The following is a 12,192-nucleotide window of genomic DNA, read 5'->3' as shown; positions in this document are numbered from 1 at the left end:
ACGGTATTATAGAAAGAGAGTATTGACAGCTATTCCTGTATTCCCTATAATGTATCTAAACTTATATTACGATTCCGTAGCTCAGCTGGGAGAGCGCCACCTTGACAGGGTGGAGGTCGTTGGTTCGAGCCCAATCGGAATCATCAGCTTTAACCCTTGATATAAAGCGATTCCCGGTGAGTTGGGAGTCGCTTTATTACGTTTGTATTCTCATCTTGCCTACAATTTCACGGTGGAAGGCTGTTTTTTGTTGGTTCATCTTTGTTAATTTTTTCTGCCTAATACTTCGGATGATCTGATTGTAGCCAATTTAACAATCGTTCTATCTAGTTTAGCGAGACAATCAATTATATGAATTGGTTGAATCTATCCAGTTAAAAATATTGAAAAGCTCGAATGAGTAAGTTCAAATAGCCCATATAGCTTTCATAGGTTGTTTCTGAAATCCTTATTGCAGCACACTTTGACTTCCATACATTTTCAACAAATTCTAAAAAGCCGAGTTCCTCTAGGTCGATATATCCCTTACCGAATAATTCAGCGATGAACTTTGCTGCCTCAATATTCGCTTTCTTTTTACTATTGCAGTAATTGTCTTATTTTCTGTTCTACCTTTTGCGTATAACTTTTCCCTACATCGTCCTCTGATTGCAATCTTTTGTTACCACGAGACCTCCTCCTAGTACAGGTCATATGCTACATCATAGAATGCGACTATCCGTATCTTATTAGTTTCGAGTGCGTTCCTTCATACCAGAATTTTCTAATCGTAACCAAGCTAGTAGGTACAGCTATTGTTGTACGTAAGTATTCCATTCTACTCACCCCGAACTCTTACTTGCATACACGCAAGTAAGAACATAGATTAAATTCCAATAATATTGATCCTTTATGCGAAACAGGAGGGCTTCGTTTTGTTGTTCATTATAAAATTTATTAATCTATTAGTTTTTGTGGAGATTTTATAAAATGATATTAATGACTACGAATCTAGTCCAAGCTTTCCTTACTTATTTACGTAGGATGGTAATAAGAAAGGAGGGGAAATTCATGTGGTTTTATCCTATAAAGTATCGGTGTGATTGTAAAAAGATAAAATGTGGGTGTGATTGTAAAAAGATAAAATATGATAGTGAATGTCAAAAGATAATTTATCATAGTGGTTGTTGTAAAAAAGAAATGCACTACCCATGTGAATGTAAGAATTGTTACTATCAGGATAAATGTCAAGATAAAAAATATCACGATTATTATTGTAGACATTTTGACAAGGATAATCATTGTTGTTGCTGTATGTAATAGGTATTGCTAATACAATTGCAAATTTATGATACTAAAAAGCCCTCTTGCTGAATCAGGAGGGCTTATTTTAATACTCTAAGATTTTTTATAAATGTTGTTAACCAGTATGATAAAAATACTACTCCTAGGTCTATAAGGAACACAAAAAATAAGTTCATACCTTTATTAAAATGAACTAAGTCCATTAATAGTTCAACCGACAAAAAACCAAATGAAAAAAGGGCACTTAAGAAGATTGAGTATAAATAAAAATTTTTATCATAATTTAAACAGTACTGATAAATAAGCATAAATCCTACAGGAAGAACAGAGGAAGATATACTTAGAGCATAGGGCAACAAAGGAAAGATAAAGTATTGATGTACAAACAATGTTGTAGAGCCTAATAAAATATCTGTGTAAGTCCACAACATATGTATAGTAAGACCAAAGAATAATATTTCCAATAATTTAGTTCTATCAATAGCAAAATATAAAATAATTAGTGGTATAACTAATAATCCCAATACAAACCAGAATTGCCAGGAATCTATACTGGAATATTCTTTCCAATAGGAAATTAGTGTAGTGTTTAATTCATTACTTTTACCGTATATTTCATTCCAAATTAGATTTTTATCCATTGTTTAAGTCTCCATGTATTTTGAAATTATTTCATAGGATATTTTGTCACAAGATAAATTCCATATACATAATTGTGTAATTCGAATAATTTAAATCGTTATTTGGTACAATTTTTTTGCATGGAAGCCTAGCCCAAGGGAATAATATGTTTAAAAATCATAGAAATTAGGTGGACATACATATGGGACATAACTACGGACCTGGTGAAATCGTATATATTATCATCAGAAACCCTCATGCACAGGATGTGGCACATGTTCAGCAGGCAGCAATTGTTCAGAACCCTGAAAATCCAAATGAATTAGCTCTATTTGCGCATGACAACTATTATCCAATCTCAGATGATTTTGCAATTTTTACGTCAGAAGAAGAGGCAGAGGCAGCCTATCAAGAGGCATTTGGTATGATTGATGAAGGTGACTATTATGGTTAAACCATTTGTACCGCAATTAGTTTATGTTGAACCTCGAGCATTAGAATATCCAAACGGAAAAAGGCTGATTTCCAAATTCGAGGACATGGGTATTGAAGTGCGTGAAACAACTTCCCATAACCAAATTCGTAATCTACCAGGAGAAAATCATTTTCAAAAGTACCGGAATGCCAAGTCAACCCTAGTTGTTGGTGTACGCCAAACATTGAAATTCGATACTTCCAAACCTTCAGCTGAGTATGCCATTCCACTTGCAACAGGTTGTATGGGCCATTGTCATTATTGTTATTTGCAAACGACGATGGGGAGTAAGCCGTATATAAGAACGTATGTGAATGTTGATGAAATTTTTGAAGCAGCGGAGAAATATATGGAGGAAAGGGCACCAGAGAGTACTAGGTTTGAAGCTTCTTGTACATCTGATATTGTCGGTGTGGATCACTTAACACATCATCTAAAGCAAGCAATTGAATTTTTTGGTAAGTCTGAACATGGGAAGCTGAGGTTCGTAACGAAGTTCGCTCATGTGGATCATTTATTGGACGCTGATCATCGCGGAAAAACCCGTTTTCGTTTCAGCATCAATGACGACTATATCATTAAATATTTTGAACCAGGGACTTCTAGACTGAATGAACGTATTGAAGCGGCTGCAAAGGTTGCCGAGGCTGGCTATCCTTTGGGATTTATTGTTGCGCCAATCTATCTTCATGATGGCTGGGAGGAAGGATACTTAGAAATGTTTGAAAAGCTTGAAGCGACGTTGCCATTATATGCACGAAAAGATCTGACCTTTGAAATGATCCAGCATCGATTTACCAAACCAGCGAAACGAGTCATACAGGAAAACTATCCGATGACAAAATTAGAACTAGATGAATCCAAACGGAAAACGAAGTGGGGTAGGTACGGAATATACAAATATGTCTACAAAGACGAAGAACAAGAAGCAATTAAGGATACGATAGGTGGTTATATGAAGCGCTTTTTTCCAGAGGCTATTATTGAATACTTTACTTAATAAATGAAAAGGTACCAATCATCAACATTTGATCTCATTGGTACCTTATTTACGTATTATCGAGCTGTAAAATGCTGGATATTTATAATTTGGTCTTTGGAGATGTTGCTAGTAACTCCTTGTACAATCATATCATTACCTCTCCATATTTCTGATTTTTGTAGCAGTTCTAAGTTGAATATGCGTTCCCAGCTATGTTCTTTTGTCACCTTGCTTTTTCCTAGCTCAAACAGCTCATATTCTTGTTCTGTTAAAGAGCAAAATCCATCATTTAGTACACAATGCCAAGCGTCAAAGTCAGAAAGTAGGACCTTATCGTCTGGGACTTCTATAGTCAAACAGACGCCTTTTGTCCCTTTAGGAAGGTGACCTTCATCGTTTACGTTAGGTTTCCTGGTCCACACCCAAATTGGATATGATCCATCATGATTGATTCTCTTTTTCATTTGTTCAATTATCCACTTATAAGGGCGAAGAAAATCACGATCAACGTAATCTGAGTCTCCAGTTAAACATCCATTTTCTGCTAACTTATTATATGCTTCTATTGTTTGGTTGGTATAATAAATTCCCATATTTAATCCCTTACTTCAGTCGTTTTCTTGTTTATATTACACCATTAATTTACTTAGCTGAAATAGGCAAAAGTTCTAAAGTGGATTTGTCTTTAAGAAAATAATATGTATAGTAACTTACATATAAAAAGGCTGCATCCTATAAACTGGATACAGCCTTGATTGAATATGCTCTTCTTTAAACCTTAAATCGATTCACAAGTTTTTGTAAATCTTCTGCCATCTGAGAAAGGGACTCTGCAGAAGCAGTTATTTCTTCCATGGATGCCATTTGTTCTTCAGAGGAAGCGGCAACTTGCTGTGAGTTAGAAGTAGAATCCTGTGAGATTCGTGCCATTTCTTCTAGGGAAGCATTCACTTGCTCGATGCCTGCTGACATTTCTTCTGTTACAGCTGATACTTCTTGGATTTGATTTGTAACATTTCCAATTGAATCTAGTATTCTTTGGAAGCCACTACCTACATTATTAACAACGTCTATTCCGACAGTTGTTTCTTTAGTACCTTTATCCATTAATTGAACAGCATTCGATGTGTCTGCTTGAATCTGACTGATTAAGCCAGCAATCTCATCAGCAGAATTCTTTGATTGCTCCGCAAGTTTTCTGACTTCATCTGCAACTACAGCAAAGCCTTTACCATGCTCACCAGCTCGAGCAGATTCAATTGCTGCATTTAGTGCAAGTAGATTTGTTTGCTCTGCTATATCTGTAATAACTTCAATGATATTTCCAATTTTAATTGAGTGATCACCAAGCTTTTTAATTACTGCAGCAGAATCTACAACAGAATCATTAATAGAATTCATCTGAGTTATTGCATCTTGAATAGATTGGTAACCAGCATTTGCTTCTTGGTTAGTTTCATTGGCTAATTCTGAAACGGAAGACGTTGTTTCAACCACTTGTTGAATACCAGTAGCCAACTCCTTCATGGCCTCGGAGCTTTCCATTGCACTTTTCTCTTGGAATTCTGCTCCACTTGCGACTTCTTGAATGGAAGAAGCAACAAGACCAGTAGCCTGTGAGGTTTCCTCTGCACTTGCTGTTAGTTCTTCAGAAGCCGCCGCAACCTGATCTGATGTGGATCCAACTTGTCTGATCATATCACGTAAACTACCTAACATGTGGTTAAACGAATTCGCTAAGTCGCCAACCTCGTCTTTTGACTTCACCTGAAGCTCTTTCGTTAAATCACCCTCACCTTCCGATATATCCTTCAGTTGCTTGTTAATAGCTAGGATTGGTCGAACGATAGTTCTTGTGAATAAAATACTAAATACAATTGCGATAATACCAGATATGATAATGACGACACCTAAATTAGTAAATAAAGAAGTAATAGTACTGTTTATACTATCGATTCTTGGTCCAATTAACCACATACCGATAACGTTTCCATTTTTGTCTTTTAGAGGTGTATACATTGTTAAGTGTTCTACACCCACAATATCTGTCTTCCCGATGTATTCGTTACCATTTTTTAGTACAGTTTCTAGTACTCTAGGGTCTGCCTTTGTTCCCGTTGCTCTTTCTTCTCCATCTATCACGTTTGTCGCAACTCTAGTATCCCCTTGGAAAATTGTAGCAGCACCACCTGTTAAATCACCGATTGATTCCATAATACCGTGGTTATCATTCATCCGTACGGTACCTTTATATAAGTCACCATTAATGATAGCCCAATCGCCTTTAATTGCTGTATTGAACCAATTTAAACTAAGCTCAGATGACATTCTTACTCTGTCTTCAAATACCTTCTCCATTGACTTCGTGATTTGAAAATAGGACACAACTCCTATAATCAATGTTAAAACTACTATAATTGCAGTTACGAAGAGATTTATCTTCATACCGATTTTTAAGTTTTTTGGTTTCGTTTTCATTTTCAACTTTATTTTCGGTTTCATGCTAGTCTTCAGCTCCTGTTCTTGTTAAAGATTGTTTTCTGATGATTACAAATTCTTCAATATGTTTGTCTCCTCTCAGAAATACTTCATCAGCAATTTATGTATATACCTATCTACTATTTCGGCAAAATGAAGCGTTTTCTTAAGTGCTTTTCAAAAAAATATGTGATAATAGTCCTAGTTTGTTTCCTAGTGTTAATTCATGATGAAAATTATGGTAAGATATATGTAAAGAAATGTGTACAGGAAAAGTCAGCAATAGTAGTGAGGGGGGAAGGTATGAGGACTTTATTAGAGTTAGTTCGTATTATAGTTCTAATGGTGATTTTTGGTGTAGTATGCGGTTCCATTCTAAATCCTTTTTATACATTAAGTGAGACAGCAGAAAGATTTTCTTTTCTAGGTGCAATAGCTATAATCCTTCTATTCTTTACATTATACCGAAACAAACTGCAATTCACAGGTTGGTATAAAGGGAAAGGGAGAGAGAAGCTTCCAAAAAGCGTTACTAGATTAATTATCAGTTCTTCTATTGTTCTACTAATCAGTCCATTTATGATCAGCTTGCTAGCGAGCGCTATATAAAGGGGATATACCAATGACAATGAGAAAACCAATCGTTCAACATTTACTAGCTGGAAAAGTTACAAAAGTAGGAAACCGAGATGCTACGAACCCAATGGATAAAGAGTGGGAAAGTGGAATGTTTAAGGAGAAGACTCATGAGAAGCTCTGGCTAACGAAGACAGGTCTATCCGGTGATGAAGTAGCAGACACGAAAAATCATGGTGGACTACAAAAAGCAATCTTTGCATATCCAATTGAACACTATGATTATTGGCGAATGGAACGAAATATAGAAAAGATTCATATAGGTGGTATGGGGGAGAACCTTGCTACCCTACATTTAGATGAACAATCTATTTGCATTGGGGATACATATCAGTTTGGAGAGACGATTATTCAAGTCTCACAACCTCGGACTCCATGCTGGAAACCCGCACGTCGATTTCGTTCAAAGGACCTCACATTACAAATTCAGGACACTGGTAGAACGGGGTGGTACTTTCGTGTCTTAAAGGAAGGTTTTGTTCAAGAGGGAGAAGAGCTTATATTGCTAGAACGACCACATCCGGAATGGACAGTTGCTGTCTGTAATGAAATTATGTTTCATAAAAATGAATGTGATTTAATGATTATGGAGAAATTAGTGGATTGTGAGCTTTTATCTGAAAGCTGGAAGGGTCCACTGAGAAAGCGTTTGGTTAAAGCTAAGGAAGCTTAATATATGATAATGACTTCAAAAGTACAGTATGGAATGACAACTGTACTTTTTTTGTTGAGAAGGAAAGGACGAATTCTTATGTGTGATACTAATCTTGATGTATTGTCATGATTCATCGAATATATTAAAATAATACTTTATGACGAAATCAGAAGGGACTTTTCAAGCGTGCAACGAAAAATAGGTTTTATTGGTAGTGGAAATATGGCTGAAGCAATCATTGGTGGATTGGTGAAATCCGAGCACACAGAGCCAACTAATATATATGCATCGAATCGAACGATGCCCAAATTACTAGATTTAAAAGTAACATATGGAATTCATATTGCTGAGGATAATAAGGATGTAGCACGACAAAGTGATATTATTTTTCTTTCCGTTACCCCAGATAAATACTCAACAGTAATAGATGAAATAAAGGATATTGTAACGGAAGATTCTATTATTGTTATAATAGCAGCTGGCCAGACAATAGAGCAAAACGAACAACGGTTTGAACGAAAGGTTAAAATGGTAAAGGCAATGCCCAATACACCAGTATTAGTTGGTGAAGGGTTAACAGCAATTAGTGTTAATGACCTTGTTACAGAAGGCGAAAAAGAAGAGATTAGAAGATTGTTTGAAAGCTTTGGGAAAGCAGAGTTTATTGATGAAAGCCTTATGGATACAGCTAGTGCTGTTGGTGGTTCATCACCTGCATTTGTTTATACGTTTATTGAAGCAATGGCAGATGCGGCAGTTGTTAATGGAATGCCTAGGGATAAGTCATACAAAATTGTTGCTCAAGCTGTACTAGGTGCAGCCAAAATGGTGTTAGACACAGGAGTGCATCCCGGGAAGTTAAAAGATGATGTATGCTCACCAGGGGGAACAACGATACAATCTGTTGCAAGTTTAGAAGAAAGTGGATTTCGTTCAGCTGTGATAAAAGCTGTCCAAGCAAATGTGGATAAGATGAAGTAAGAAACTCGTGGGCGATAGATTTTTCTATCGCCCGTTTTTCTATTAAAAATACTTAAAATCACCAATTAGTTTCTGTTTAAAACGTTCGAGTTTCTTTATTTTCTTACCTGTAAGTAATGAGAGAAGTGCAACGATAATTAAAAGCCATTCATGGCCTTCTCGATTGTTATCAATTATTCTCTCCATAAAGAACCCTCCTATTTTAAGATTTACTATTATTATAGCAATTAAAAAGCTTTTAATTAATATTTAAAAATATAAATGAATTACAAACCCCAATCCGATTTTAAAAGTTCCCGCAACATAGTAAAGTTTTCCTGACCAATGCTTTTTGCAATCTTTTTCTCTAACTTGGCCTTTAGTTCAATATTTTTTTCATAGCATTCTTCGCCTAACTGGGTCATTTTTAAATACTTATCTTTCTTATTATGGGGTACATTAAATACTTCAACCAATCCTTTCACTTCAAGGTTTTTTATGAATTTATGTGTTGCTTGTCTCGATATACCAACCTGTTTGGTGACATAGGCAATCGTGGTTTCTTTTTGATAAATTTTCGCAAGAATAAACCATTCTGTGTTAGATAGGTATATATTACTTTGTTTATTCCATTTATTTTCAATGGTCTCCCGAAGCTGTATATGGCGCTCGCTCAAGGTATCTATTAAATCAAGATATTGAAATTGAGAACTCACTATTGTCACTCCTAATTTTACTTCGTCATAACTATATAAAATCAACTGTATGTTGTCAACTAAGTTGACAAAATTCGCGGAAAAGCGTAGACTTAAAATAGTAAACTTAGTTGACGATTTCAAGAATAGGAGATATGCCAATGTTTAATATTGGAGAGTTAGTCGTTTATTCGGATCATGGGGTTTGTAAGATTGATGATATATGTGATAAAACATATGGAGGAAAAACTAGGAAATATTACGTATTACATCCGATAGAAGATACTAAACTAAACATCAATGCACCAGTCGATAATCCAAAAGTATTAATTTTGAAGATGCTTGATTCTAAAGAGGCTGAAGAAATCATGCAGTCATTTAGTGGTCCTGGGATAGAATGGATTGAAGATGTTAAACTTCGAAATAAAGAATATAACCGTTTAATACAAACTGGTAATCGTAAAGATATTTCAGACGTATTAAATGCATTAATGAGAAAGAAACAAGAGACAGCACTCGATAAGAAACAATTGGCTGAACAGGATCGAAAGCTCTTAAATAAGACGAAACAAATATTATTTGAGGAATTAGCAATAGCTTTGAACACGAAATCTGAAGACATTGAGACAAGAGTAGAAGATTTATTAGGTTTTCCAGTTGCTAATTAGTTAGCTAACACAAAAAACAGCCAAGCGGCTGTTTTTTTATATATGGGGGTATTTTTGTAGAATAGCCTTCTGTCTTATCTCAATTCCACGAGACAATATATAAAACGAAAACAGTAGCAATAAAAAAGCTATTAATGGAACGATTAGAATCCATTGGAAATCATAAACGAAGGAACGCCATTGGCCTATAAGTCCTGCCCATTCTCTACTAATGGAAATGTATACAGGTGGCCCGCCTAGTCGTAAGATGGTTCCACCAAAAAATAAATTAAATATACCAAGTTGCCCAATAAGCGTTAGTACAATAATGATTTCCTTAACGAACATAGCTAAGAAGGTTCCTTTTAAATGGGGCAGTAAATGTTTCCATAAAATTCGAAACCTCCCTGCACCAAGGGCTCTTGCTGCTGTTATATATAAATCTTTCTTAAGTTCGTTTGTTTTACTATGAATTGCCGCATATACTCCTGGAACACCGATAATGATCATAATGAAAGCTTGTAGAAAAATCAATTCAAGTGTTGAAAGTTCCGAGTTAATTGTTATTCCAATTAAAAGGAAGTATAGAATTACAAATGCTGGTATGCTTCCAAGTAGACCAAATATAGAGTTAGAATTCTTTTTACCCTCACGCCCTGTTAGGCCAAACCACATACCTAGTAAACCACCTACTATAATTCTTACAAGTGCAACCCCGATGCCAACAAAAACCGTATATTTAGCTCCATATAGAAGTAGAGTTAAAATGTCATATCCCCATTGATCTGTGCCAAATATATGCTCTTTAGATGGTGGATATGGAGAAGAATGAACACCAAAATCTTCAGGTCCGTTATAATAATAACCTGTTGGTTCCATAAAGTCTTTTTCATATGGAGCAATGACAGGTCCAAGAATGGCTAATAGTACAATTAAACTACATGTTATAATGCCAATCCACAATCGCCAATTAGTCATGGGCAAACACCCTTTCCAGAATCAAGATAAGTAAGCGTATCGACCAGTAGATTAAAAAGTATACAATCACTAGTGAGATAAGCGTGTTCACGGTTAAGTTGTACTGGTACATGGTTCCATCAAATAGAATAGCAGTTATTCCTCTTATATTAAATAAATACTCCACGATAAAAAGGTTACTCATCATAATAGCTATTACTTTATGTAAATCAGCTTTTAAAAAAGGTAGGACGTTGCGGACGACATGGTGAATATAGATAAAGGGCTTCTTTAATCCTTTTGCCTTTGCATGTAAAATATAATCCTCTGCCAACACATCATATGTTTTTTCCGATAGTGTTCGAATTAAATAGATAGTTGGTACAATGGTTAACGTGATTAATGGTAGCAAATAAGCATTTTCATCGGCTGATCGGGAAGCAACTCTAGCTACGTGAAGTCCTGTAGATTGATAGATGAACACAACACCCATTTGTAAAACTATTACAAGAATGAAATCTGGAATCGTACCAAGAAAACCAATGATATCTTTCATCCATTCCTGTTTTGTTTTACTGTACCAATAGGAAATAAATAATCCGATTAGCACAGCAAGTATACCAGCTAGTAGAAGATAACGAAGGGATGTTAGGAAATAGGCTGGAATATCCTGCATCATGTTTTGAACTCGATCGATACCCTCTTGATAGGTAAAGGAATCCCCATTCCATAAACCGACAAAATATTCTTTTGCAAGAAGAACCATAGACTCGAAACTAAATGTTACGTTTCCATCGATAACGGAAAGCGATAATGGAACCGCTGCTAAGATTAAAATAAATGTAAGTAAACTAACGAATGAAAGTGCAATGCGCATATATACTCATCCTTGCTGTAAACAGAGTTTAGATTAAGTAAAAAGTACCACTTTCAGAAAAGTTGGTCAAGTTGGAATTGAGTTAAAATAGTACTTAGATGAACAGATAATAGTAGTACTGTGTGTTGCATTACGTGTAATATAGTAGTAAGAAAATATAGTAGCAGATGTTTTGAGGTGTATAAGATGACGAAAGATTTGTTAATATTCTTAATCGTAATGGGATGGACGTTAATCATTACTGGTGGAATCACGTATTTAATCGTGAAAAAGAAAGAATATGGTTTAGTATCGGGCTTTAGTAACCGTCCAAAGGATGAGCAAGAATACTTAATTGAAAATGGCTATATAGATAAGATTGGTAAACTTTTACTTTATACGTTTTATTCCATGGTCCTAGTAGTCATTTTGACGGTATTTCGAGTACCCTATGGGATGGAAATTGGATTCGGTCTACTAATGGTTATAGTGCTTGGTGGACTTGTCTATGTTCAACGCTTTGAAGTCCCACGTAAAAGGAAAAAGTATACATGGATCTACGGGATAAGTTCTTTTGTTATTATTGGTTTAATTGTAGGCGTGTACATTATTGGTAACCTTGATAATGAAGTATCGGTGGAGGAAGGTCAATTGATTATCACCGGAATGTATGGAGTGGAATGGGATATAAAGGAGATAGAAGAAATCGAACTGTTAGACAAACTCCCTGAGGTACTTTCCAAAAAAGATGGATTCAACACTGATACGGTTCGAAAGGGTAATTTTGAATTAGAAGAACCTTACGGAGAAGGGCGGCTGTATGTTAAAGGAGAGAATGGACCGTTTCTCTATGTGAGGATAAAGGATGACTATGTGATAATCAATCGAGAAAGCAGCCAAGAAATCAAGGGAATCTATGAACTTCTGAGAGAAGAGATGAACTAAC

At 35.5% G+C, this 12,192-nt stretch carries 14 protein-coding genes and 1 tRNA gene; 8 read left to right on the top strand and 7 right to left on the bottom strand.

What is annotated here, in order from left to right; all coding sequences use genetic code 11:
- Nucleotides 1-70: 70 nt before the first annotated feature.
- Nucleotides 71-143: transfer RNA gene (locus G5W_RS0101360), tRNA-Val, on the top strand.
- 1,221 nt (nucleotides 144-1,364) lie between these two features.
- Here the strand turns inward: G5W_RS0101360 and G5W_RS0101355 are convergent.
- Complete coding sequence (locus G5W_RS0101355) at nucleotides 1,365-1,925, bottom strand: hypothetical protein (protein WP_010093560.1); 561 nt, start codon at nucleotides 1,923-1,925, stop codon at nucleotides 1,365-1,367.
- Between the two features lie 182 nt (nucleotides 1,926-2,107).
- Here G5W_RS0101355 and G5W_RS0101350 point away from each other — a divergent pair, with 182 nt between their 5' ends.
- Nucleotides 2,108-2,359: a transcriptional regulator SplA domain-containing protein gene (locus tag G5W_RS0101350; protein WP_010093559.1), complete on the top strand. Its 252-nt coding sequence runs from the start codon at nucleotides 2,108-2,110 to the stop codon at nucleotides 2,357-2,359.
- On the top strand, nucleotides 2,352-3,380 hold the full coding sequence (gene splB / locus G5W_RS0101345) for a spore photoproduct lyase (protein WP_010093558.1): 1,029 nt from the start codon (nucleotides 2,352-2,354) through the stop codon (nucleotides 3,378-3,380). The genes G5W_RS0101350 and splB overlap by 8 nt, the downstream gene beginning before the upstream one ends.
- Nucleotides 3,381-3,436: 56 nt before the next feature.
- On the opposite strand, the gene G5W_RS0101340 is transcribed toward splB, so the two are convergent.
- Together G5W_RS0101340 and G5W_RS0101335 are read right to left on the bottom strand one after the other, a co-directional pair.
- The gene (locus tag G5W_RS0101340; protein ID WP_010093557.1) at nucleotides 3,437-3,955 is read right to left on the bottom strand and encodes a DUF3841 domain-containing protein; all 519 of its coding nucleotides are present in this window, start codon (nucleotides 3,953-3,955) and stop codon (nucleotides 3,437-3,439) included.
- A 178-nt stretch (nucleotides 3,956-4,133) separates the two neighbouring features.
- The gene (locus G5W_RS0101335) at nucleotides 4,134-5,864 is read right to left on the bottom strand and encodes a methyl-accepting chemotaxis protein (protein ID WP_010093556.1); all 1,731 of its coding nucleotides are present in this window, start codon (nucleotides 5,862-5,864) and stop codon (nucleotides 4,134-4,136) included.
- 279 nt (nucleotides 5,865-6,143) lie between these two features.
- On the opposite strand from G5W_RS0101335, the gene G5W_RS0101330 reads away from it, so the two are divergent.
- The 3 genes from G5W_RS0101330 to proC all read left to right on the top strand — a co-directional run bounded on the left by G5W_RS0101330 (nucleotide 6,144) and on the right by proC (nucleotide 8,112).
- The gene (locus G5W_RS0101330) at nucleotides 6,144-6,449 is read left to right on the top strand and encodes a hypothetical protein (RefSeq protein WP_010093554.1); all 306 of its coding nucleotides are present in this window, start codon (nucleotides 6,144-6,146) and stop codon (nucleotides 6,447-6,449) included.
- 13 nt (nucleotides 6,450-6,462) lie between these two features.
- Nucleotides 6,463-7,149: an MOSC domain-containing protein gene (locus G5W_RS0101325; RefSeq protein WP_010093553.1), complete on the top strand. Its 687-nt coding sequence runs from the start codon at nucleotides 6,463-6,465 to the stop codon at nucleotides 7,147-7,149.
- A gap of 168 nt (nucleotides 7,150-7,317) precedes the next feature.
- Nucleotides 7,318-8,112, top strand: a complete 795-nt coding sequence (gene proC, locus G5W_RS0101320) for a pyrroline-5-carboxylate reductase (RefSeq protein WP_010093552.1) — start codon at nucleotides 7,318-7,320, stop codon at nucleotides 8,110-8,112.
- A gap of 42 nt (nucleotides 8,113-8,154) precedes the next feature.
- Here the strand turns inward: proC and G5W_RS23920 are convergent, their stop codons facing one another.
- Both G5W_RS23920 and G5W_RS0101310 read right to left on the bottom strand, forming a co-directional pair.
- Nucleotides 8,155-8,298 (bottom strand): hypothetical protein, encoded by a 144-nt coding sequence (locus tag G5W_RS23920; RefSeq protein WP_010093551.1) that lies wholly within the window; start codon nucleotides 8,296-8,298, stop codon nucleotides 8,155-8,157.
- Between the two features lie 80 nt (nucleotides 8,299-8,378).
- Entirely contained in the window at nucleotides 8,379-8,807 is a 429-nt protein-coding gene (locus tag G5W_RS0101310; protein WP_010093550.1) for a MarR family winged helix-turn-helix transcriptional regulator, read from the bottom strand.
- 140 nt (nucleotides 8,808-8,947) lie between these two features.
- Here G5W_RS0101310 and G5W_RS0101305 point away from each other — a divergent pair, with 140 nt between their 5' ends.
- Nucleotides 8,948-9,454: a CarD family transcriptional regulator gene (locus G5W_RS0101305; RefSeq protein WP_010093549.1), complete on the top strand. Its 507-nt coding sequence runs from the start codon at nucleotides 8,948-8,950 to the stop codon at nucleotides 9,452-9,454.
- A 36-nt stretch (nucleotides 9,455-9,490) separates the two neighbouring features.
- Here G5W_RS0101305 and G5W_RS0101300 read toward each other — a convergent pair whose 3' ends face one another.
- Nucleotides 9,491-10,411: an ABC transporter permease gene (locus G5W_RS0101300; RefSeq protein ID WP_010093548.1), complete on the bottom strand. Its 921-nt coding sequence runs from the start codon at nucleotides 10,409-10,411 to the stop codon at nucleotides 9,491-9,493.
- On the bottom strand, nucleotides 10,404-11,267 hold the full coding sequence (locus G5W_RS0101295; protein ID WP_010093546.1) for an ABC transporter permease subunit: 864 nt from the start codon (nucleotides 11,265-11,267) through the stop codon (nucleotides 10,404-10,406). The genes G5W_RS0101300 and G5W_RS0101295 overlap by 8 nt, the downstream gene beginning before the upstream one ends.
- Before the next feature lie 186 nt (nucleotides 11,268-11,453).
- Between G5W_RS0101295 and G5W_RS0101290 the strand changes: the two genes are divergently transcribed.
- Nucleotides 11,454-12,191, top strand: a complete 738-nt coding sequence (locus G5W_RS0101290; protein WP_010093543.1) for a DUF3784 domain-containing protein — start codon at nucleotides 11,454-11,456, stop codon at nucleotides 12,189-12,191.
- The last annotated feature ends 1 nt before the right edge of the window (nucleotide 12,192 follow it).

It is taken from the genome of Ornithinibacillus scapharcae TW25, from assembly GCF_000190475.1.
GTDB lineage: Bacteria > Bacillota > Bacilli > Bacillales > Amphibacillaceae > Ornithinibacillus > Ornithinibacillus scapharcae.
Note: the sequence above shows the minus strand (reverse complement) of the source record. Positions and strands in the feature narration are given on the sequence as shown.